Below are 22270 nucleotides of genomic sequence, written 5' to 3' on the forward strand. Positions count from 1 at the left end.
TCGCCCGGCCGTTACGGAACTGTCTCCGACACCTACGCCAGCGCCGCCGCCAGCTTCTCGACCGGGTGCGGCGGCTCTGGGGCGTCGCCGTCGCGCTCCTTGAGCTGACTTCGGCAGGAGGCGCCGGGCGCGACGACCTCGTCGCCGTCGCTGTCGTCGACCTGGTCGAACAGCAGGCGACCGATCGCTTTGCTCATCTCGTAGTGTTCGGCCTCGTAGCCGAACGAGCCGGCCATCCCGCAACACGAGGAGTCGAGCGGGTCGACGCCGTAGCCCGCGCGTCGGAGGACGCCGACCGCGTGGTGGTCCTTCTTCGTGGCCTTCTGGTGGCAGTGCCCGTGGTAGGTGAGCGACTCGGTCGGCGCGTCGAAGTCGATGTCGTCGTCGAGCCGGTACGCGTCGACGTACTCCATGATGCCGTAGGTGTTCGCGGAGACCGCCGCCACGTCGTCGTCGGGCACGTCGCTGGCGTCGCCGTCGAGGAGGTCGTGGTAGTCGGTCTGTAACATGACCGCGTCGGTCGGCTCGACGACGACGATATCCCAGCCGTCGGCCGCGTCGGGAGCCAGCGTCTCGACGGCGTCTTCGGCCGCCGCGCGCGACTCGTCGAGCATCCCCTTCGAGTGCGGAGGGCGGCCGCTGCCGGCCACGTCGGGAATCTCGACGTGGCAGTTCGTCGCCTCCAACACGCGGACCGCGGCCTTCCCCGCTTCGGGGTTCGTGTAGGTGGTGTACACGTCGGGGAACAACAGCACGTCGCGGTCGGCTTCGGCGCGGGGGACGCGGGCGCCGCCGCGGGCGTCGAACCAGTCTCGCAGGCTCTCCGATTCGAACGTCGGTAGCTCACGCTCTTTGGCGATCCCGAGCACCTTCTCCGCGAGGACGCCGGCGCCGGGGAGTTTACCGGGGATATTCGAGAGCGGCGCGAGCCGCGAGCCGAGCGGCGCCAGCTTCTCGAAGTTCCCGAGGAGCCGTGTGCGCAGGTCGATGCCGTGTTCCTCGTGGTGGGCGTGTTCGACCTCGGCTTTCAGCTTCGCCATGTCGACGCCGCTCGGGCAGTCCTTCTTACACCCCTTACAGCCGACACACAGGTCCATCACCTCGGTGACGAACTCGTCGTCGGTCGGGTCGTCAGGGAGTTCGCCGCTCATCGCCCCGCGGAGCATGTTCGCTCGGCCACGCGTCGCCTGAATCTCCTCTTCGGAGGCGCGGTAGGTCGGACACATCACGCCGCCCGTCGTCTCCTGCGGGCCGCGACACCCCCCGCAGCCGTGACAGAGTTCGATCATCCCCTGCATCCCGTTGTCGACCGCCCACTCCATCGCGGGGTCGAAGCCGGCGTCGTGTTCGTAGGTCGAGTCGAACCGGAGGTTCTCGCTCATGTCGACGTCGCCGCAGACGTTGCCGGGGTTGAGCAGCCAGTCGGGGTCGAAGGCGGTCTTCAGCTCGCGGAACGACTCCCAGAGGTCGTCGCCGTACAGCTTCCGGTTCCACTGCGTCCGGGCGCGGCCGTCGCCGTGTTCGCCCGACACCGACCCGCCGAGCCTGACCACGGCGTCGGTGACGCGGTCGGCGATGTCGACCATCGCCTCCACGTCGTCGACCTCCTTCGTGTTTATCAGCGGCCGGATGTGGAGCACGCCCGGTCCGGCGTGCGCGTAAAACGTCGCGAAGGTGTCGTTGTCTTCGAGGATCTCCTGGAACTCGCGGGTGTACTCGGGGAGGTGTTCGGGCGGGACCGCGCAGTCCTCGATAAAGGAGATGTGCTTTTCATCGGTGGTCCGCGACAGGAGGATTGGGAGGCCCGCCTTGCGCATCTTCCAGAAGCGGTCGCGCTTGGCCGGCTCGTGCGCCTCCATCGCGTCGACCGCGCGTCGAGGCTGGCTCGTCGTCTCGGCGGCGCCGTCGTTGGGGGCGACCTCGCTTTCAGGGGTGGCTGCACCGCTTCCGTCTGCACCCACTCGGTCCGCGATCAGGTCCGCGACCTTCTGTTTGCCCGCCGCGTCGTTCTCGGCGTAGAACTCGACGAGCAGGACCGAGTCGGTCCCGTCGGGGAGCATTCCGACCACGTCCTCGAACTCGGGCGTGTCGGCGGCGAGCCCGAGCAGCACGTCGTCCATCACCTCGACGGCCGCGGGGTCGTGATCGAGGATGGGCGCCACGTCCTCCATCGCGTCGAGGAGGTCCGCGTAGGTCAACAGGGCGACGGCCTTCGTGTCCGGAATCTCGACGAGCGAGACCGTCGCCTCGGTGACGGTCGCGAGCGTCCCCTCGCTGCCGGCCATGAGTCGGGCGAGGTTGACGACGCCTTCTTCTCCGTACTCCCCGCGATGCTCGGCGAGCAGGCGGTCGAGGTTGTACCCCGAGACGTTGCGTTTCATCTCGGGGAACCGCTCGTCGATGGCGTCGGCCTCGGCGTCGAGAATCCGGACGACTTCGGCGTGGATCCGCGGCAGGAGTTCGTCGGCGTCCGCGTCCGCGGACTCGCGCAGGTCGTCGACCGCGACCGGCCCCAGCGTCGTCACCGTCCCGTCCGCGAGGACGACCTCGGCCGACTCCACGTAGTGGTCCGTCTTCCCGTATTTAAGTGAGTGAGCGCCGGTGGAGTTGTTCCCGATCGCGCCGCCGAGCGCCGACTTGTCGCGCCACGCCGGGTCGGGCGCGAACTTCAGCCCGTGCGGCTCGACCGCGGCGTTGAGGTCGCCGACGTACGCCCCCGCCTGCGCCGTGGCGGTGCCCGCCTCCGGGTCCGTGGAGCGTACCTCGTCCATCGAGCCGGTGAGGTCCAAGACGACCGCCTCGCTGACGGTCTGGCCCGCGAGCGACGTGCCGCCGCCACGGGGCAACACCGGAACCCCCGCCTCGAAACAGTACTCGTGAACCGCCGCGACGTCGGCGGTCGACTCCGGGATCACGACCCCGATGGGCGTCACCTCGTACGCCGACGCGTCGGTCGCGTACAGTCGTCGCGAATACTCGTCGAACCGTACGTCGCCGTCGACGCGCGCGTCCAACGCCTCGACGAGGTCGGGGCGGTCGACCGATCCCCCTGTGTAATCGAAATCACCCTGGTCCCGCGGGTCCGGGTCAGGCGTGTGAGTCGCCATGAGAACTCCTCACGGTCGGACGGTGAAAAACCTCCCCCAGTCGTCGAGTGTTGGGAACTCACCTTCCGGGCCTCGGAACTCGGCGCAACTACCAAATACTCTCCGACGGACCACTTGGTATGTCACTCGCCGCCCGAACGACGTTCAAGCGTCGACTCGACGACCTCGGCGTGACGGTCTCCGAGGGCTCCGCAAGCGACTGCGCGGAACTGATCGACGCAGCCGCGGGAGAGCCGGCCGTCGGCGTCGCGCTCGGCGACGCCGACCTCGACGGAGCGGACCTCCCCGAACGGGTCGCCACCGACCCGTCGACTGCCGACCTCCGGGAGGCGCACACCGGCGTCACCGCGGCATCGCTCGGCGTCGCCGACTACGGGAGCGTCGCGGTCGAGGCCGACGCCGCCGGGACCGAGCCGATCAGCCTCTTCGTCGACCGGCACGTCGTCGTCTTACACGAGCGCGACCTCGTCCCCGATATGCCGCAGGCCTTCGACTGGCTCGGGCCGCGGGCGCGCGACGACGCCGTCGACGTGGTGTTCGCCACCGGCCCGAGCGCGACCGCGGACATGGGCGGGCTCGTTCACGGCGCGCACGGACCGAAATCGGTCCACGTGGTGTTGTTGCGAGATGACGACGCCGCCGACGAGGAGGAGGTGACCGCCGGTGAGTAGCGACGCCGGGAAGGCCGACCGCATCCGCGAACTGATGGCGACCGAGGGCGACGCGGTGGCCGAGAACACCCGCGGGTTCAACGAGGGGCGGTACGAGTCGACGGGTCGGCTCGACGACTACGAGTCGCTGAAAGACGAGGCGCGCGCCATCAAGGAAGACGCCATCGAACGGCTCCCAGATCTGATAGATCAGGTGCGCGAGACCGTCGAGGCCAACGGCGGGACCGTTTATATTGCCGACGACGCAGAAGACGCGAATCAGTACATCACCGAACTGACCGCCGAACGGCGCGACGCCGACCGCCTCGTCAAATCGAAGTCGATGACCTCCGAGGAGATAGAGGTCAACGAGGCGCTCGCCGAGGCCGGCGTCGACGTAGTGGAGACCGACCTCGGCGAGTGGGTGTTGCAGGTGGCCGACGAGGCCCCTTCCCACATCGTCGCGCCGGCGATTCACAAGTCCCGCGAGGCGATTGCCGAGTTGTTCGCGGAGCGGTTCGATCCGGAGGATCCGCCGGAGACCGCGGAGGAACTCACCATGTTCGCCCGCGAGCGACTCGGCGAACTGGTCGAGGACGCCGACGTGGGGATGACCGGCGCGAACTTCATCGCGGCCGACTCGGGGACATTGCTCTTGGTCACCAGCGAGGGGAACGCCCGCAAGACGGTGACGGCCACGGACACCCACGTCGCCGTCGCCGGCGTCGAGAAGCTCGTGCCGACCGTCGAGGACTTCTCGCCGTTCGTGGAACTCATCGGCCGCTCGGGGACGGGACAGGACGTGACCTCCTACATCTCGACGCTGACCCCGCCCGTCGACTCGCCGGTCCCCGACTTCGAGGCCGACGCGGACGCACTCGCCGACGGCTCCGCCGAGGACCGCGACTTCCACCTCGTTTTGATCGACAACGGGCGCATGTCGATGCGCGACGACGAGGAACTCAAAGAGACGCTGTACTGCATCCGGTGTTCCGCCTGCTCGAACGCCTGCGGTAACTTCCAGAGCGTCGGCGGCCACGCCTTCGGCGGGGAGACCTACTCGGGCGGTATCGCCACCGGGTGGGAGGCCGGCATCGAGGGGCTCGACACCGCCGCGGAGTTCAACGATCTTTGTACCGGCTGCTCGCGCTGCGTCCCGGCGTGTCCGGTGGGAATCGACATCCCGTGGATAAACACGGTCGTCCGCGACCGGGTCAACCGCGGTGAGGTCAAATCTCGCCAGACCGACTGGGTGTTCGAGGAGCTGGTCCCCGACGAGGAGCCGGCCGGCCTCGACCTCGGGACGCGGTTCGTCGGCAACTACGAGACGGTCGCGAAGTTGGGGAGCCTCACCGCGCCGCTCTCGAACAAACTCGCCGACGTCGGCCCGCTCCGGGCGCTGACCGAGCGCGTCACCGGCATCGACCGGCGGCGTGACCTGCCCGCGTTCGCGAGCGAGACGCTCGTCGACTGGTTCGAGGGGCGGGGCGGCGCCGCCGTCCCGGTCGAGGAGGCGGAACGGACCGCCGTGCTCTATCCCGACACGGCGACGAACTACGTCGACGTCGAGCGCGGCAAGGCGGCGGTGCGCGCGCTGGAGACGCTCGGCGTCCACCTCCGGATACCCGAGGTCTCGGGGAGCGGTCGGCCCCCGCTGTCACAGGGGATGATCGCGAGCGCGACGGCGAAGGCGGAGGACGTGTACGCCGGCCTCGTGACGCACGTCGACGCCGGCCGCGACGTGGTGGTGATCGAGCCGAGCGACCTCGCGATGTTCCGCAGTGAGTACGAGCGGCTCCTCCCGGAGTCGTCGTTCGAGCGGCTCGCAGACGCCAGTTACGACGTGATGGAGTACCTGTTCGGACTCATAGAGAACGGCGGCGACCCGGCGGCGCTCCGGGCGCCCGCGGCGGGCACGGGGCCGGTCGCGTCCGGGAACCGCGTCGCCTACCACCCGCACTGTCAGGCGCGGACGATCGGGGTGGGCGAACACGCGACGGCCGTGATGGAACGGCTCGGCTACGACGTGCGCGTCTCCGACACGGAGTGTTGCGGGATGGCCGGGTCGTTCGGCTACAAGACCGACTACTACGAGCTCAGCATGGACGTGGGCGAGCCGATCGAAGCGCAGTTCGGCGACACCGATCGGACCGTCGTCGCGTCGGGCACCTCCTGCGGGGAACAGCTGGACGCGCTCCTCGGATCGGCGCCGATGCACCCGGTGGAGCTCGTCGCGCCGCGGGAGTGACCGCCCTCGCGCCCCGCGTCTGACGAGCGTCGTTCGACAACGAACGCTTAATAGGCGCGCTCGTGACCGTATCGCATATGAACGCTGCTCCGGAGGAGATAACGTCTCTCGTCGGCCGCGAGGTGTACTCGAACAACGGCGTCTTCGTCGGCGAAATCGAGGACGTGCGCCTCGATTTGGACGCGCAGGCGGTGACCGGGCTCGCGCTCGCGGAACTCAATCACGAGCTGTTCGCCGGCCGCGTCGACAGGAACACCGGCGTCATCGTCCCGTACCGCTGGGTTCGCGCCGTCGGCGACGTCGTCCTGATAAACGACATCATCGAGCGGCTCGACACCGGCTCGGACGAGGCCGAGTCGGAAGCGGAAATGGAAGTCTGACGCGGCTCAGAAGGGAAGCGCGTCCCGCAGGCGCGCGAAGAACCCGATTCCTTCCCCCCGCTTGCGGTCGAACACCGGGTACAGCATGTCGAGGAGTTCGGTCTCGTTTTTAAATGTCGTCTGCGGCACCTCGTCTAACGCCTCGGCGACGGTGATCGTCCGGCCCTTGGCGTCGTAGGGAATCTCGCGGTCGCCGAGGGCGTCGAGAAGCTCTTCGGCCGTCGCCGGAAACGTCACGTCCGCCTCCTCGATCTCCTCGTCGAGGACGGCGATCCCGAACTCGATGGCGTCCGGCTCCGAGGGGCCGCCGCTGGGTGGGCGTGCTGCCATTGACGCGTGGTACTCACTCGCGCCTTTTTAAACCCATGCTCACGGTTCGACGGGCGCGCACCGCCCGAACGCCGGGCTCACTCCGGGATCGACTCCTCCGGCGGCGCCGCGTCGAGGACCGCCAACTCGACCCCGTCGCCGGCGCGGTCGAAGGCGGCGACCGAGTCGTCGTCGTACGGCGGAACGGCGACCAGGACGACCCCCGCGAGGTCGTCGGTCTTCGAGACGCCGAGGAACCCGTCCGGATGCGAGAGGAAGCGCGCGCCGCCCCCGCCGACGGGCGTCCCGATGTCGACGCCGAACACGGCGTTTACCGACCCGCCGACCCCGGCGGGCGTAAAGTGCGTCACGACCGGCGTCGCCGGGTCGAGCCCAGTGTCGGTCTCGAACGCCCCGGCGCGCGTCGCCGAGAGGGCCAGGTTCACCGCGCTCGGGTCTCGGTCGGCGGCCTGTTCGAGCAGCACGGTCAACAGGTCGCGCGTGACGTGGATCACGGACACACCGACACGCTCAGATCCCGATCGCCGACCGCAGCGTCTTGGCGTACAGGCCGGGCGCCTTTCGGCGCGACCCGGAGAGCGCGTCCTCGACGGCGATGGCGGCCCGGTCGCTTATCCCGACGCCGTGGCCGACGCGGACCTGTTCCGGATTCAGCCCGGAGAGCGCCTCGGTCGGAGGCGTGAGCCGAAGCATTGGGTGGACGCCGAGTCGCTCGCGAGCGCCCCGGAAGTACGAGGCGGATCCGAGCGACTCGGGGACGATGAGCGTCTCCCCGTCGAAGAACCCGACCTCCTGCCACGGCGGCACCGACGAGTCACGGATCCGGAACGCCTCGAACCCGGAGTCCGCCAGCCGCGACCCGAACCGCTCGACGGGCGCGTCGAGTTCGTCGGCGACGCCCGTCATCCAGTCGGCGACGTACACGGGGGCGTCGTGTCGGGTCGCTATCTCGGCGCAGTCGCGTTTGTGTCGGTCGAGGCCGACCACGACGCCGGCGACGGTCCCTAACTCGGAGAGGAGGTCGTCGAGACCGGGGGCGTCGACCGGGTCGAACACCCAGACGTCGTCGGTGTCGCGTTCTTCGTTGGGGACCGCGACCGCGTGGCTCGCCCGTTCCATCGTCTCGCCGGGGTACGCGATCCACCCGACGCCGCGACCGAAGCGATCGATCTCGTGGAGGTCCGCGTCGCCGCCGCCTTTCATTCCCATGGGCGCCATTCGGCCCGGACCCTTTTCAACCCGTCTCCGGCGGCAGCGTCGCGACTATCGGGTCGCGGGGCGCGAAAAACTGCGATCGGGGCGACCGCGTTACTCGTCGACGGTGACCTGCTCGATTTCGACCGCGTCGCGGGGTTCGTCGCGGCGGTCGGTCGGCACCGAACCGATCTCTTCGACGACGTCCATCCCGCCGACGACCTGCCCGAAGACGGCGTGTTTGCCGTCGAGGTGCGGCGTGGCGTCCAGCGTGATGAAGAACTGCGACCCGTTCGTGTCGGGACCGGAGTTGGCCATCGAGAGGATTCCCGGCCCCTCGTGGGTCAGGTCGTCGTGGAACTCGTCGTCGAACTGGTAGCCGGGGCCGCCGCGACCGTTCTGCATCGGGTCGCCGCCCTGGATCATGAAGCCCTCGATGATGCGGTGGAAGACGTTCCCGGCGTACAGCGAGTCGCCGCGGACCTCGCCGGTCTCGGGGTCCTCCCACGTGTTCGTCTCGCGGGCCGGGTCCGCGTCCGCCGCGGGGTCGTGACGGGCCAATCCAAGGAAGTTCTCGACCGTCTTCGGGGCGCGGTCGGCGAACAGTTCGATCTCGATGTCGCCGTGATTCGTGTGGAGCGTCACCTGCGGATTGTCGGAGTTGGAAACCTCTCGTGCCATATCTCACCGAAGGAGCGCCCGTCTGAAAACCCTGCCCATCCCGACCGTCGGCGCCCGACCGCGGGTGTGCCGCCCGCGTCGGAGGGGTCAGTCGCCGGGCGCGTCTCGCCGCGACGAGGCGACCGGAACGTCGCCCTTATGAATCGACGACGCCGACCTGCCGATATGAGTTCCACGCTCGCGCTGACGGGCACCGCGCTCGTCGTCGGCCTCACGGTCGGAGCGCTGTTCGCCTTCCTCCGCGTTCCGATCCCCGCCCCGCCCGAACTGCCGGGTGTGGTGGCCATCGTCGGCATCTACCTCGGGTTCAAACTCGTCGACTACGCCGGCGTCGGCTTCGACCTGCTCGACGCGCTCGGACTGTAGCGCGGAGCGCCGACGGCCGGTATCGTTTTGCACCCGGCGGGCGGACCCCCGCGTATGTACGACACCATCCTCCTCCCGGTGGCGCCGGACGGCGAGGGCAACGACGCGATTCCCCACGCCGAGAGCCTCGCGACCCGGTACGACGCGACCGTCCACGTCCTCTCCGTGGTCGACACGGCCGCCGACGCGTTCCGCGGACCGCAGGCCGGCGCGTTCGCGGAGCGGGTCGAGTCGGCGGCGCAAGAACGGGTCGAAGCGGTGGCGGCGACGCTCGAAGCGGCCGGCGTGGAAGCGGTCGGCAGCGTCGTGCGCGGTCGCCCGGTCGAGGTCATCAAGCGCACGGTCGACGACGTGGGCGCCGACCTCATCGTGATGCCGAGCCACGCTCGCTCGGGGCTCCAGCGGGTCCTCCTCGGCAGCGTCACCGAGAAGGTGGTGCGCGTCGCGCCGGTCCCGGTCGTCACGGTACCGATGGCCGACGCCGACGCGGAGTGACCGACGGCTCGACGACGGTGACCCGCGCGTTCCGGGTCGCGTACGACGGGCGTGAGTACGCTGGCTTTCAGCGACAGCCCCACGCGACGACCGTCGAAGGGACCCTCCTGCGGGCGCTGGCGAAACACGGACTCGTCGACCGCGGCGACGGGCCGACCCACGCGACGCCGCCGGGGTACGCCGCGGCCGGGCGGACGGATGCCGGGGTCTCGGCCGTCGGCCAGACCGTCGCGTTCGAGGCACCGGAATGGTTCACGCCGCGAGCGTTCAACGGGCACCTCCCCGGTTCCGTCCGGGCGTGGGCGGCCGCCGACGCGCCCGACGGCTTCCACGCGACCCACGACGCGGTCCGGCGGACGTATCGGTATCACCTGTACGCGCCAGCGGTCGGGCAGGTCGGCCCTGCGGACGCTCCCCACGCCGTCGACGATGACCTCGTGCGCGACGCGCTCGCGCGGCTCTCGGGCGAACACGACTTCCACAACCTCACGAGCGACGAGCGCGGGACCGTCCGAGAGGTGACCGCGACCGCGACCCGCGAGGGCGACCTCCTCGTGATCGACGTCGCCGCCGGCGGGTTTCCGCGAGCGCTCGTGCGACGGCTGGTCGCCGCGGTCCGCGCCGTCGGTCGCGGCGCCGCCGACCCGTCGCGTATCGAGCGCCTGCTCGCGGCCGAGCCGGTCCCCGGCGAACTCGGCGTCGGACCCGCGCCGGCGGCGCCGCTGGTGCTCTGGAACGTCGCGTACGACGGGGTGACCTTCACGGTCGACGACGAGGCGGCGGAGAGCGCGCGAGCCGCCTTCGGAGAGCGGTACCGCGCCGCCCGACACGCGGCCGCGGCGACGGGCGCCATCCGCGATCGGATCGGGACACCGGACGAAGAGAGCGAGTGACCGCCGGGAGACCCGATGTCTCGCGTGCTACGCCGCCTGCTCCCCGCTCGGCGTCTCCATGCCCTCGACGCGAACTAAGAGGGTGTTGCCGTCGATGTGCGTCGCGTCGACGACGCCCGAGAGCCGAAGCCCCGCGCCCGGCGTCGGCCCGACGGTCACCTCGTCGCCGGGGTCGAACGAGCCGACCGGCCCGCGGATGACGAGCTCCGCCCGACAGAGGTCGGGGTTCGCGACGCTCGAGAGGTCGATCTCTTCGACGTTGACGCCGTCTACCACGTCGCCGTCGCGCTCGACGGGCGTGCGCTCGGCGTCGTCCATCCGTTCGACGCCGAGGGTCTCGTAGGCCGCGTCGGTCGGCACGTACCCGCCCTTCGGGCCGGCGACGCCTTCGACGAGGCCGATGCTGCGCAGGCTCTGCATCCCGTTTCGGACCGTGCCGGGGTTGCGGTCGATCGACTCGGCGATGGTGCGGCCGGACACTGGGCAGTCCCGGTTCTCCGCGAGGTTCACGAGCGCCGTGAGCACTCGCTTTTGACTGGTCGTGAGCTGTATCGTCGACATACGCCACCACTGCCGCCACGGATGTATAAACGTTGTCTTAGTCAGTCTTTATATTGTTTATCCTCATGTAATATGCTCAAAAACCGGATGTGCATCTGCTAATTTAGAATAATTTTAGACTATTGCAATCAAAGAGTCTGTTACTAGTGGTTGTTTCAATCTATCTCGATTTGAGTCGCTATTCAATACGATTACTCTGCATTTGGTGACAGATTCACAGTTCTCACCGAAAGTATGCGTTATTCCTTAAATAATCTCGCCACCGAGTATTTACCCGTTCGTTCGGAAGCGACTGGCGAACATGAGCTTTCGAACCGACACTCGCACGGGCCGGGGAGACCCGCGGGCCGCGCGGGACCCCCAACAGCCACCCGACGGAGCCCGGACCGATGAGTGACCCTTCCACTCCCGCGTTCGGGCCGGAGGCGGCCGCCGAGCGCTCGGCGGTCGAGGCGTCGATAGGTACAGACACCCCGCGACGCGACGCGGCCCGAGCTCCCGCGGACCCCCCGAGCGGCGCCGACCCGGCGACAGAGCGCGAGGAGATTCGGACCTTCCTCGACGACGCGGTCGCCGCCGCCGGCGCTGACGGGGTGATCGTCAACATGAGCGGCGGACTCGACTCGACGGTCACGGCGGCGCTGGCGGTCGAGGCGCTCGGCGCCGACCGCGTACACGGGCTGATACTGCCCTGTAACAAGATCGGCGCTCCGCACGCCCGCGACGCCGAGGCGCTCGCGGACGCGCTGGGGATCGACCACGACACGGTCCACATCCAGTCGCTCTCCGCACAGCTCGGTGCGATCACGCCGGAACAGTTCGCCCCACACGACGACCCGGTCCGGTCCGGGAACGCCAGCGCGCGGCTCCGGATGACGCTCGCGTACCTCGCCGCCAACGCGACGAATCGGCTCGTCTGCGGGACGACGAACCGGAGCGAGCGCCTCCTCGGATACGTCACGAAACACGGCGACGGTGCCGCCGACCTGCTCCCGATCGGGCACTTATATAAGACGGAGGTCCGCGCGCTCGCCGACGAGCTCGACGTGCCCGGGTTCGTGGTCGAGAAGCCGCCGACTGCGGGCTTTCTCCACGGCCAGCGCGACGCCGACGACCTCGGTGCCCCCTACGAGGTGATCGATGCCGTGCTCCGTCTCGGCGTCGACCGCGGGCTCGCCCCCGAGACGGTCGCCGAGCGACTGTCGGCCGACGCCGACGCGGAGACGGTGATGGCCCTGCTCGCGCGCCACCGCGCCACGGCCCACAAGCGAACGCAGCCGGCGACGCCGACCCGGTGAGCCGCCCGAGGTCTCACGCGCGGCGCGGCTACGGCCAGGCCGTCGGCCAGAGGTCGGCCGCGCGCATCCCGGCCTCGAAGTCGGCCTCGCGAAACGCGGCGACGAGGGCGTCGCGTTCGAGCCGGGCCGCCTCCCGTTCGGGGGCCGCGAACTCCGCGACGAGAAGGGCGACGAGCATCGCGTGTTCCCGCACGTTCCGCGTGTCGACCTTGTCGCGGGTGTCGGCGTGGGTGTGTCCCCAGCCGCGCCCGCGATCTCCCGAGTCGCTGTGGAGTTGGAGCGCCGGCACGCCCCGCCTGACGAACGGCCACTGGTCGGAAAACGGGTGTGGCGTCTCGTCCACCGCAATCGGCTGGTCGGTGCCGGACGCCACCGCGTTGGCGACGGCGACCGCCGTCTCGGAGGTGTGAGCAAGCGCCACGAGGTCGCGGAACCGCCCCGCGCCGTCGACGTTGATCACGCCTTTCACCCGGTCGAGGTCGACCCGCTCGGCCAGCCGCTCCGCGCCGAGCAGCCCGACCTCCTCGGCGCCGACCCCCACCACGTCGACGCCGATGGGGAGGTCGGTCTCGGTCAGGATCCCCGCGGCGGTCGCGACGGTCGCGATCCCGCAGCCGTTGTCGAGCGCGCCTTCGGCGATATCGTGTGCGTCGTAGTGGGCGACGAGGAGCAGTCGTTCGTCGGTGTCGGGGCCCGCGTGCCCGACCACGTTCTGACTCTCGCTCGGGCGGGTCGTCGCCGTCACCGACAGTTCGGCGGTGGCGGGCGCCCCGCTCTCGCCGGGGCCGGCCGCGTACTCGCGGAGCCACGCGCCGGTCTCCTTCGAGACGCCGACGCCGACGGCGGCCGCCTCCTCGCCGAACGTCAGCGACCCCGTCGGCGGGAGTTGGCCGTCGAGGTGGTTCCGGAAGACGAACCCGACCGCGCCAGCGTCGACCGCAGCCCCGAACTTCTCCATCCGGTGGACGAACCGACCGCCGTCCGGTGTCGTCGTCGACGCGACCGCGATCCGGCCCTCCACGTCGCGCTCGGCTATCTCCGCGGGGGTGCCGTACCCCACGTCGACGAGTTCGCCCGCGACGCTCCCGCTCGGCGAGTAGGGCAGCGCGAGGGCCTCGAACTCGCGGGTCGCCGGCGTCCCGTCGCGGTCGGGGGTCGTCACCCGGAGCGTCGCGTCTCCGCGCTCCCACGCCGTCATCTCGAACGGCCTCGTTTCCACGCCGGCGAGCCCCGCCCGCTCGAAGGCGTCGGCGACGACCGCGGCGGCTCGTCGCTCGCCCTCGCTGCCCGCCATCCGACTCCCGAGCGCGGTGAGGTCGGTGAGGAAGCGCCGCGGCTGGTCGTCGGTCCACGTCCGCCCGAGCGCCGGGGCGAGTTCGGCGCGTCGCTCGCGGACGCGCTCGACCGCGGCCGGGTCGATCGAATGTGGTCCGTCGGTCGGCTGTGAGTGCATGGCGACGACTCTGTCGGCGGCGAGTTAAGCGTGTGGCTCGCGGCACGGGAAACGCTACGTTCAAGTGTGGCGATTCGGTACGTTCGTGTGAGTACCGTTGGTCCAGTGGTAGGACATTAGCTTCCCAAGCTAATAGCCCGGGTTCAATTCCCGGACGGTACACTTCTGTGGCGAGCAACCTCGCGACCCGCGGGTCTGTTTTTAACTAATAGGTGAGCGGTACCCCCACCCCGTCGCCTCCGTCGTACCCGTCAGAAGATGTTCGCCTGGCCGTACACCGAGATGCCGGTGTCGGTGATGTCGTACGGCTTCGACTGCCGGGAGTGATTCGCGTCGCGGATCTTCTGGATTTCGACGGCGAGCCGCGTCTCGCGGAAGTCCGTCCCGCGGATGTACTGCAACACGAACACCGCGTCGGTGAGGTACTCGACGATGCCGTGTCTGGAGGCGTACGCGTTCTCCTCGCTCGCCTCGGAGGTGAGCAGCGTCGTGACGCCGGCCTCCTTCAGCGACCGCGTGAACCCGAACACCTCCGACCGCCGCTTCGCCGGGTGGTCGTACATCATCTCCAGGAGGGAGACGGAGTCGAGCACCAGTCGGTCGGCGCCGAAGTCGGCGATGAGTCGGATGAGGTCGTTCCGGATCGACGCGAGCGAGTTCGCCATCTCGATGGGGTCGATGGCGACCACCGCGAGCCGGTCGGCCTCGGCGTGGTCGCGGAACGACCAGCCCTTCTCCTCGGCGGTCGAGAGGATCGACTCGCGGGTCTGTTCGAGGGTGATGTAGATGCCTTTCCCGCCGGATTCGAGCGCCTCGTTGAGAAACTGGAGCGCGAAGGTCGTCTTCCCGGTGCCGGCCCCGCCGATGACAGACACCAGCGAGCGACTCGGGATGCCCCCGAGGATCATCTCGTCGAGGCCATCGACCCCGACGTTTGTGCGATCGATCGACGAGTCGAGTTCGTCGGCGTCGACGTCGAAACCCGACGCGTCGCCGCCCCCGCCGAACTCGCCGAACTCGCCGGCGTCGCCGCCGGCGGTGCCGCGGTAGCCGCCGAACGGGTCGGAGGAACCGCCACCGAACGAACCCCCGCCGCCGGGGCCGGGGCTGGACGCCGACATGTCGGCGGGCGCTCCGTCGGCGTCGGGCGCGCCGCCGAAGGGGTCGCCCTCGCCGAACGACCCGTCGAACTGGTCGGGGCCGTCGGCCGGACTCGGCGCGTCGTCGGGCGTCGACCCGTCGCCGAACGGATCTCCCTCGCCGAACGACCCCCCACCGAACGGGTCGGCGCCTCCAGGCGGTTCGTCGCCCGTAGGCGGTTCGTCGCCCGTAGTCGGCTCCTCGCTCGTAGTCGGTTCTTCGCCCGTAGCCGGCTCCTCGCCAAACGGGTCGTCGCTTCCGCCCTGCGCTCCGCCGAACGGGTCGTCGTTCGCGGCCGGCTCCCCGTCTCCGCGTTCGGGGTCCTCGCCATCGCCATCCCGTGACGAGTCTCGCTCGCCGTCTCTGATCCCGCCGAACGGGTCTGCCGATGGGTCTGCGGGCTGGTCGTCGCTCTCGGGGGCGTCGCCGCCCGCTGCACCGTCGTCGTCGGTGTCGCCGATATCCTCGATGTCGCCAATATCCTCGATGTCGTCGCCGCGGTCGCTCTCGTCGGTCGACTCCTCGCTTCCGGCCGCGTCGCTGTCCGCGTCGGCGTCCTGTAACGCGCGCTCGAACCAATCGTCGTCCTCGGTCATCGTTCCAGCCGGCCGTTGGGAGTCGGCATGACTCTGGCAAGGTGGGCGGGTGGCTTGAAACTTTCCGGAGTCTCAACAGATGTCCGCACGCTTTTGTCCGGCGGGGCGAATCGGTGGCGCATGGAAGTCGGAATCGTGGCGCGGAAGGGAAGCGAGCGCGCGGTCGCCCTCGCCGAGGAGGTTCGCGACGCCGTCGCCGACACCGGCGCAACCGTCTGGGTAGACGCCGAGACGGCCACCGCCCTCGGCGAGCCGGCGGCCGGGCGCGCGGTCGAGGCGCTCGCCGACTGCGACCTCGCGGTGGCGGTCGGCGGCGACGGGACGTTCCTCTTCGTCGCGCGCAACGCCGGCGACACCCCCATCGTCGGGGTCAATCTCGGCGAAGTGGGCTTTCTCAACGCGGTCTCCCCGGAAACCGCCGTGGAGGCGGTCATCGCGGAGGTCGAGGCGTTCGCGCGCGACGAGATGGCCGTGCGAGAGGCCCCGCGGCTCGCCGCCGAGGCCGACGAGTGGACCTCGGTCCCCGCGGCCAACGAGATCGTGATCCAGAGCGCTCGGCGCGGCCCCGGCGCCGGAATCGACTACGAGATCGAGGTGAACGGGAGCCGGTACGCGGGGGGTCACGCCGACGGCGTCCTCGTCGCCACCCCGACTGGGTCGACCGCGTACAACCTCTCCGAGCGGGGGCCGCTCGTCCACCCGGCGGTGAACGGGCTCATCGTCAACGAGATGGCGGCCGATGACGGGATGCCGCCGCTCGTGGTCGACGCCGACGCGACCGTGACGGTGACGGTCGAGGGCGTCGAGGCGGTCGTCGCCGCCAGCGACGGGCGGAACACGGCCACGCTCTCGGCGCCGGTCGAGGTGACCGTCGAGCGGACCTCGCCGCCGATGCGCATCGCGGGCCCGCCCTCCAACTTCTTCGAGGCGCTCGGGAAGCTGTCGTAACCGCTCGCGGACCGCCGCGCTCCACAAAGCGTTTATCGGCCGAAAGCGCACCCTCGTTCGTGACTGGCCGATCCGGACTCGTCGGGTACGCACTCGCGGCCCTCGGGCTGGGGGCCTCGGTGGCGGTCGCGTGGGCCGTCTCGCCAGCGGCGGTCCTCGGGCCGCTGTCGTGGCTCGCCGACGACCCGCTCCGGTTCGGCGCCGTGATACTCGCGCTGACGGCGATCCGACCCCTGCTCGCGTGGCCGACCACCCTGCTCGCCGTCGCGGCCGGCTTCGGCTACGGGTGGGCCGGGCTCCCGGTCGGCGTCGCCGCGATGGTCGTGACCGCGCTCCCGCCGTACTGGCTCGCACGGGCCGGACGCGTCCGCGCTCGCGAGGACTCGCGGATCGCCGAGCGCCTCTGTGGCGCGGGCGAGCGCTTCGCGGACGCCGCCGGTGGGGTTCGGGGCGTCGCCGCGACGCGACTGCTCCCGGTTCCCTCGGACGCCGTTTCGATCGCCGCCGGCGGGTCCGGGGTCCGGCTTCGGCCATTGCTCGCCGGCACGGCGCTCGGCGAACTCCCGTGGGCGGTCGTCGGCGTCGCCATCGGCGTCTCCGCGGACCGAATCGCGGCCGGCGGTGCCCTGACCGTCGACCCGACGGTCGTGGTGCCGATGGCCGGCCTCGGTCTGCTGTTGCTCGCCGGCCCGCTGTATCGGACGCTTATAAAAGATCGTTCGCCGGCGGCGGCGTAATCGGTTCGCGTGTGGTGGCCGTCGGCGCCGAGCGCCGACGGACCCGAACATCGCGCCGCACACGACGCGGCGGGATGTTCGAACGGGACGTGTGCCTCTGTGGGGACCGACGCGAGCGTGCATTCCCCTGGTCCCCAGATCCCTGGGTCGCACCCAGCCCTAACCCCGAAGCCGCGCCGGGAGCCACCGACCGCGGCTTCAACGGGGGACCGAGGGGGACGCGCGCCGGCTACGACGCGTTGCCGTCGCTTTCGGCGGTGTCGCCGCTCGGATCCTCGTTTCCGTCCGACTCCTCGCTTTCGTCCGACTCCTCGTAGGTGACTTCGATGCCGCTCGGCACCGGACGCAGCAGGTACCGTCCGTTTCCGCGCCGAATCGGCGCGAAGTCGGCGGTGAACGTCGTGCGCGTGTCCTCGCGGACCTCGAACGCGGCGTTGAACGTCAACGGCGCTTCGCCCGGCCGGTCGACTTCGGCTGCCTCGCCGCCCTCCAAGGTCCCTTCGACGTTCGAGATGTCGAGTTGGAGGAACTGGTAGGTGCCGACCGCGAGCTCCCGCTCGTCGACCAGCTGCGTCTCACCGTTCTGCAGCTGGACGAGGTCGGCTTCCTGCGGCTCGTCGAACGCGTGGTATTCGCGTCCCTCGCCGCCCGCCGCCTCCTCGTCGTCGCCTTCTTCGCCGTCTCCTTCTCCGCCGTCGCCTCCGGTCTCGTCGGTCTCGTTTGCGGTTTCGTCAGTCCCGTCTGGTTCGTCGGCCGTCTGATTCCCGTCCGCGCCGCTCTCGGCGCCCCCGGGACCGAGCCAGATCCCCTCGACGGTGACCACGAGCGACTCGAAGTCGGCGATGTCGGCGGGCTGGTCGGTGACCGATGTCGCGAGCGTCCCCGTCGCCCGACCGACGCAGCCGGCGATGCCGGTCGTCCCGAGCGCGGCGGCGCCGGTCGCTTTTAAATAGGTTCGGCGTGAGAGCGCGTGTTCCGTCATCTTACGCACCCGACCCGTCGCTTGCCGTCTCGTTCTCGCCGGCGTCGGTCCCGGCGATGTCGCTCACCGTCTTCCCGAGGTCGCTGGTGCCGCCGTCGAGGAACTCGTTCACGCTGTCGAGGATGTTCCCGACGAAGTCCGGCACCTGGTCGGGCAGGTCACTCGGCGGCCCCGCGTCGCTCACGGGTCCCGCGTCGTCGCCCGCGGCGTCAGGTCCGGGCGCGGCGGCCACGCCGTCGGCGACCGCGCCGGTCCCGATCAGTACGGCCGCGGCGAGCGCCACGGTCAGTGTCGTTCGAAGTGCGTTCATTGCGATTCCGGCTCGGGCCGCTAGCCCTATTAAAGCCCAACGCCGTTTAGCCGATTTGTGGCCGATTTAACGCGGCTTAATCGCAAGCAGCGGGGCGGATCGAACGTTTCGGCCGTTCAACGGAGGAACTGATAAAAGAAGCCGATGGGACGACGCCGGCGCGACCGCGCCCGCGGACTCCGCGGCGCAGTTCTTGCGGCCCCCTTCGAGGGGTGTTCGATCCGAACGTCGCTCCGTGTCGGTGGCTCCGCTTACGGCTCCAGCCGGTTCGGGTCGCGCGGGAACATGATCGCCTCTTTGATGTTGTCGAGCCCGGCGACCTGCTGGACGAGCCGGTCGATGCCCAGCCCGTAGCCGCCGTGGGGCGGGGTGCCGTAGCTGAGCGCCTCGATGTAGAACTCGAAGTTGGCCGTCTCGACGCCCTCCGCCTCCATGACCTCGACCATGCGCTCGACGTTGTGTTCACGCTGGCCGCCGGAGGAGAGCTCCTGACCCTTATAAATGAGGTCGAACTTCCGAGAGGCGATGTCGTCGCCCTCGACGTCCTGCATGTAGTAGAACTTCTCGTCGGGGTAGCCGACGACGAAGAACGCGGGGTGGCCCTGCTCTTCGAAGTGTTCGCCGAGGAGTTTCTCGCCCTTCGTGTCGAGGTCGGTCGGGTCGTCCGGGAAGTGCCCGAACTCGGTCTCTAAGATGTCGAGCGCCTCGTCGAAGGTGATCCGCGGGAAGTCCTCTTCGGGAACTTCCAGGTCGACGTCGAGCAGGTCGAGCTCACGCCCGGCGTTCTCGGCGACCGCTTCGAGCGCGTACCGCAGCGACTCCTCTTGGACGTCCATCACGTCGTCGTGGTCGTCGATGTACGCGAGTTCGACGTCGAACATCGCGATTTCGGAGACGTGTCGCGAGGTCGCGAAGTCCTCCGCGCGGAACGCGGTGCCGGTCTCGTACACCGCCTCGTAGCCGGAGGCCATCAGCATCTGCTTGTACAGCTGCGGGCTCTGCGAGAGGAACGCGTCCTTGTTGTAGTAGAGGATCGGGAACAGCTCCGCGCCGCCCTCGGCGCCGCCCTTCGAGATGAGCGGCGTCTTGATGTCGACGAACCCCTCGTCGTCGAACCACTCCTCCATCGCCGTCATCAGCTCCGAGCGGAGCGTGAACACGGCGAGCGTCTCCGGCTTGCGCAGGTCGAGCGCGCGGTTGTCGAGCCGGGTCGAGAGATCGACTTCGATGTCCTTCGATATCTCAAGCGGGAGCGGGGAGTCGGCCTCGTCGATGACCTCGTACTCGGTCGGCGCGATTTCGACGCCGCCGGGCGCCTGATCGCTTTCGAGCGGCTCGCCGACGACGCGGACCACGTCCTCCGCGCCCACGTCTTGGACGGCCTCGAACAGGTCCGGTTCGCGCTCTTCTTTAAATACGATCTGGATGAGCCCCTCGCGGTCGCGCACGATGAGGAAGACGAGACCTCCCAGGTCGCGGATTTCGTGGACGTGGCCGGCGATGGCGACCTCGTCCGCGTCCGGTTCGACGGCCGACGTGTGGATTCGCTCGATCATAACGGTGACTGCTTACGCGCAACTGGTCGGGCGTTCATCATAGGCCTGTCGTCTCGCCGTCGCCGGAACCGGGCGATGTGGGTCATCTGCGCGGGATTCGCGGTCACCGCCCGTCGGCGTCTGCGGCTATTTGTATGCTGTTTGTTACCGAGACACACTGCCGCCATAGATTTAATAACTCCCCGACATATCGAGGGAACGACGGCGCGTTGCGCCGCCGGAATTCACGTATGACCCGCTTCCGTGCCACCGCCTCGGTGTCCGCCGCGCTCGTCAGCGGCGACTCCCTCGGCTGGGGCGGCGACGGGATTCCGGAGACACGGTCCGTCCGCCCGACCGCCTGACGCGCGTCGGCTGGGGAGTTCCCCGCGGGACGGACCACACCCCGACTTCTCCAGCCGTCGCTGTGTCGCCCGTCGGCGGGCGTGACCACCACCCTCGCGAGCGTCGAGTCCGCAGACGGCGGGCTGACGTTCGAGGCCGCGGACCGGTCCGCGCCGCGTTCGACTCGCGGCGAGGGTCTCATGGCAGCAGCCATCCACACACACGTCGTCGAAGCGCGGATGACCGTTCGCGTCTCACAGACCGCGAGCGGCGACCTCGCCGCCGGCGCCCGCGCGCAGTTGGAACGCGTCGACGGGGTCGCCGTCGACGACCTGTCGATCGTCGGGCTCCAACCGGGGCTCAACGACACGACGGTCGAGGCGGTCGCGACCCTCTCGCTCCGCCACGGCGACCGGCCCGGCGAGTGCGCAGCCGAGACCGTCGCCGACCGCCTCGCGGACGGGTTCGGCGTCGAACCGGAGCGCGTCGAGCGCGTCGAACCGCCGGGCTGACGGCGAGTTTCGCCTCGGCCTACTCGGCTTCGAGTCGGTCCCAGACAGCCTGCTCGGCCCGGCGGACCACGTCCCGTATCGGGACGCCGGTCGCCTCGGCGGCCGCGGCGGCGTCGTCGAACTCCGCGCTCACGTCGTAGATGTCGCCGTCGACGGTCGCGGCGACTTTCACGGTCACCTCGCGGTCGTCGCCGTCGAGCGAGAGCGCGACGGTCTCGAACTCGCGGTCGGCGATCCACCGGTGGCTCGCACCCGACTGGCGGACGCCCAGCGTCCCCGTCTCGCGGGCGAGCCGCGCCGCGACCGCCTCGGCGTCGTCGGGCTTGCAGATCACCTTCACGAGGTGTCCCGGCCGCGACTTCTTCATCGTGGTCGGGACGATCGTCACGTCCCGTGCGCCGGCGCGTTTGAGCGTCGCCTGGAGCCCGCCGAGCACCTCGGGCGCGGCGTCGTCGAGGTTCGTTTCGAGGACGGCGATGTCGTCGTGAACCAGATCGCCGCCGCCGCGAGTCGCGCCTGCGTGAGGGCGGTCGTGGCCCGCAGCGGCCGCGTCGCCCCCCTCACCGACGAGCACGCGGAGGACGTTCGGGTGGCGGTCGAACGACGCGTCGCCCGCCCCGTACCCCGTCGAATCGACCGAGAGGTCCGGAATCGCGTCGGCCCCCTCGGCGACCGCGCCGAGTATCGCGGCCCCGGTCGGCGTGAGCAGTTCGCGCTCCACCGGCCCGCCGACAACCGAAAAGTCGGCCGCGGCAGCGACCTCGGTCGTCGCCGGCGCGGGAACCGGGTAGACGCCGTGGCTCATCGCCACCTCGCCGCCCCCGGTCGCCACCGGCGTCGTCACGACTCGGTCCGGGTCGAGGTCGTGGAGGAGCAGCGCCGCGCCGACCACGTCGGCGATGGCGTCGTCGGCGCCGACCTCGTGGAAGTGCGTCTTCGCGAGGTCGGTGCCGTGGACCGTCGCCTCCGCGCGCCCGAGCCGTTCGAAGGCGTCCAGTGCGACCGCCTCGACGGACTCGGGGAGGCCCATCGACTCGACGAGCGCGACGACCTCCGGGTAGCTTCGGTGGACGCCGGCGCCTTCGGCGTGATCGGCGTGGCCGTGTGCGTCACCGTCGTCGTGCGAGTGGTCGTGTGCGTCACCGTCGTCGTGCGAGTGGTCGTGGCCGTGAGCGTGATCATGGCTATTATCGTGCGCGTCACCGTCCTCGTGGCCGTGTTCCGCACCGTCACCACCCTCGTGGCTGTGTTCCGCACCGTCACCACCCTCTCTTTCGTCGTCGCCGTCGAGAAGCACGTCGACGGTCGTCGCCCGGATCCCGTTTCGCTCCGTCTCCCCGATGTCGTACCGGACGGGGAGTCGGTCGGTCACGACAGAGAGGACGTCGGGGTCGGCGCCGGCCGCGATCAGCGCCGCGCAGATCATGTCGCCGGCGGCGCCGGTCCGACCGTCGAAAACGAGCGTTCGCATGGCTGATCGGAGGCAAGGGCGGAACAAATACCTCCGGT

Annotated in this window: 22 protein-coding genes and 1 tRNA gene; 11 read left to right on the forward strand and 12 right to left on the reverse strand. The window is 69.8% G+C overall.

Annotated features, from left to right (window positions below; all coding sequences use genetic code 11):
* Positions 1-32: 32 nt before the first annotated feature.
* The gene (locus DOS48_RS21510; protein ID WP_127117687.1) at positions 33-3107 is read right to left on the reverse strand and encodes an FAD-binding and (Fe-S)-binding domain-containing protein; all 3075 of its coding nucleotides are present in this window, start codon (positions 3105-3107) and stop codon (positions 33-35) included.
* A 119-nt stretch (positions 3108-3226) separates the two neighbouring features.
* Between DOS48_RS21510 and DOS48_RS21515 the strand changes: the two genes are divergently transcribed.
* From DOS48_RS21515 to DOS48_RS21525, 3 genes are all read left to right on the forward strand, one after another.
* Positions 3227-3778 carry an LUD domain-containing protein gene (locus DOS48_RS21515; RefSeq protein WP_127117688.1) on the forward strand — a complete coding sequence of 184 codons (552 nt, stop codon included), beginning with the start codon at positions 3227-3229 and terminating at the stop codon, positions 3776-3778.
* Between the two features lie 34 nt (positions 3779-3812).
* Positions 3813-6005, forward strand: a complete 2193-nt coding sequence (locus DOS48_RS21520; RefSeq protein ID WP_127118870.1) for an LUD domain-containing protein — start codon at positions 3813-3815, stop codon at positions 6003-6005.
* A gap of 77 nt (positions 6006-6082) precedes the next feature.
* Entirely contained in the window at positions 6083-6385 is a 303-nt protein-coding gene (locus DOS48_RS21525; RefSeq protein WP_127117689.1) for a PRC-barrel domain-containing protein, read from the forward strand.
* A 6-nt stretch (positions 6386-6391) separates the two neighbouring features.
* On the opposite strand, the gene DOS48_RS21530 is transcribed toward DOS48_RS21525, so the two are convergent.
* From DOS48_RS21530 to DOS48_RS21545, 4 genes are all read right to left on the reverse strand, one after another.
* Entirely contained in the window at positions 6392-6715 is a 324-nt protein-coding gene (locus DOS48_RS21530; RefSeq protein ID WP_127117690.1) for a hypothetical protein, read from the reverse strand.
* Between the two features lie 77 nt (positions 6716-6792).
* Entirely contained in the window at positions 6793-7209 is a 417-nt protein-coding gene (locus DOS48_RS21535; RefSeq protein ID WP_127117691.1) for a hypothetical protein, read from the reverse strand.
* Positions 7210-7225: 16 nt separating this feature from the next.
* Positions 7226-7924 (reverse strand): hypothetical protein, encoded by a 699-nt coding sequence (locus tag DOS48_RS21540; RefSeq protein WP_394353590.1) that lies wholly within the window; start codon positions 7922-7924, stop codon positions 7226-7228.
* Positions 7925-8023: 99 nt separating this feature from the next.
* Positions 8024-8590, reverse strand: a complete 567-nt coding sequence (locus tag DOS48_RS21545; RefSeq protein ID WP_127117692.1) for a peptidylprolyl isomerase — start codon at positions 8588-8590, stop codon at positions 8024-8026.
* A gap of 165 nt (positions 8591-8755) precedes the next feature.
* Between DOS48_RS21545 and DOS48_RS21550 the strand changes: the two genes are divergently transcribed.
* From DOS48_RS21550 to truA, 3 genes are read left to right on the forward strand one after another with little or no spacing between them, the layout of a single operon-like run.
* A complete protein-coding gene (locus DOS48_RS21550; protein WP_127117693.1) occupies positions 8756-8956 on the forward strand; it encodes a XapX domain-containing protein in 201 nt (66 codons plus the stop codon).
* Between the two features lie 54 nt (positions 8957-9010).
* On the forward strand, positions 9011-9451 hold the full coding sequence (locus DOS48_RS21555) for a universal stress protein (protein ID WP_127117694.1): 441 nt from the start codon (positions 9011-9013) through the stop codon (positions 9449-9451).
* A complete protein-coding gene (truA, locus tag DOS48_RS21560) occupies positions 9448-10344 on the forward strand; it encodes a tRNA pseudouridine(38-40) synthase TruA (RefSeq protein WP_127117695.1) in 897 nt (298 codons plus the stop codon). The genes DOS48_RS21555 and truA overlap by 4 nt, the downstream gene beginning before the upstream one ends.
* A 27-nt stretch (positions 10345-10371) precedes the next feature.
* Here the strand turns inward: truA and DOS48_RS21565 are convergent, their stop codons facing one another.
* Positions 10372-10905 (reverse strand): Rrf2 family transcriptional regulator, encoded by a 534-nt coding sequence (locus DOS48_RS21565; RefSeq protein ID WP_127117696.1) that lies wholly within the window; start codon positions 10903-10905, stop codon positions 10372-10374.
* 389 nt (positions 10906-11294) lie between these two features.
* Here DOS48_RS21565 and DOS48_RS21570 point away from each other — a divergent pair, with 389 nt between their 5' ends.
* Entirely contained in the window at positions 11295-12203 is a 909-nt protein-coding gene (locus DOS48_RS21570; RefSeq protein WP_127117697.1) for an NAD+ synthase, read from the forward strand.
* A gap of 28 nt (positions 12204-12231) precedes the next feature.
* Here the strand turns inward: DOS48_RS21570 and DOS48_RS21575 are convergent, their stop codons facing one another.
* Positions 12232-13656, reverse strand: coding sequence for a M28 family metallopeptidase (locus DOS48_RS21575; RefSeq protein WP_127117698.1), 1425 nt, complete (start codon positions 13654-13656; stop codon positions 12232-12234).
* Positions 13657-13747: 91 nt separating this feature from the next.
* Between DOS48_RS21575 and DOS48_RS21580 the strand changes: the two genes are divergently transcribed.
* Positions 13748-13818, forward strand: a tRNA-Gly gene (locus DOS48_RS21580).
* A gap of 89 nt (positions 13819-13907) precedes the next feature.
* Here DOS48_RS21580 and DOS48_RS21585 read toward each other — a convergent pair.
* Positions 13908-15392 (reverse strand): KaiC domain-containing protein, encoded by a 1485-nt coding sequence (locus tag DOS48_RS21585; protein WP_127117699.1) that lies wholly within the window; start codon positions 15390-15392, stop codon positions 13908-13910.
* Positions 15393-15512: 120 nt separating this feature from the next.
* Between DOS48_RS21585 and DOS48_RS21590 the strand changes: the two genes are divergently transcribed.
* The gene (locus DOS48_RS21590; protein ID WP_127117700.1) at positions 15513-16340 is read left to right on the forward strand and encodes an NAD(+)/NADH kinase; all 828 of its coding nucleotides are present in this window, start codon (positions 15513-15515) and stop codon (positions 16338-16340) included.
* Between the two features lie 59 nt (positions 16341-16399).
* Positions 16400-17077 (forward strand): TVP38/TMEM64 family protein, encoded by a 678-nt coding sequence (locus DOS48_RS21595; protein WP_127117701.1) that lies wholly within the window; start codon positions 16400-16402, stop codon positions 17075-17077.
* Positions 17078-17306: 229 nt separating this feature from the next.
* On the opposite strand, the gene DOS48_RS21600 is transcribed toward DOS48_RS21595, so the two are convergent.
* The 3 genes from DOS48_RS21600 to aspS form a co-directional block, all read right to left on the reverse strand.
* Complete coding sequence (locus DOS48_RS21600; protein ID WP_127117702.1) at positions 17307-18059, reverse strand: DUF4382 domain-containing protein; 753 nt, start codon at positions 18057-18059, stop codon at positions 17307-17309.
* A 1-nt stretch (position 18060) separates the two neighbouring features.
* Positions 18061-18369, reverse strand: coding sequence for a hypothetical protein (locus DOS48_RS21605; RefSeq protein ID WP_127117703.1), 309 nt, complete (start codon positions 18367-18369; stop codon positions 18061-18063).
* A 251-nt stretch (positions 18370-18620) separates the two neighbouring features.
* A complete protein-coding gene (gene aspS / locus DOS48_RS21610; protein ID WP_127117704.1) occupies positions 18621-19925 on the reverse strand; it encodes an aspartate--tRNA(Asn) ligase in 1305 nt (434 codons plus the stop codon).
* Positions 19926-20449: 524 nt separating this feature from the next.
* Between aspS and DOS48_RS21615 the strand changes: the two genes are divergently transcribed.
* Positions 20450-20761, forward strand: coding sequence for a hypothetical protein (locus DOS48_RS21615; protein WP_127118872.1), 312 nt, complete (start codon positions 20450-20452; stop codon positions 20759-20761).
* 19 nt (positions 20762-20780) lie between these two features.
* Here DOS48_RS21615 and larC read toward each other — a convergent pair whose 3' ends face one another.
* A complete protein-coding gene (gene larC / locus DOS48_RS21620; RefSeq protein ID WP_127117705.1) occupies positions 20781-22232 on the reverse strand; it encodes a nickel pincer cofactor biosynthesis protein LarC in 1452 nt (483 codons plus the stop codon).
* Positions 22233-22270 lie beyond the last annotated feature (38 nt).

This window comes from Halorubrum sp. PV6 (genome assembly GCF_003990725.2).
Classification (GTDB): domain Archaea; phylum Halobacteriota; class Halobacteria; order Halobacteriales; family Haloferacaceae; genus Halorubrum.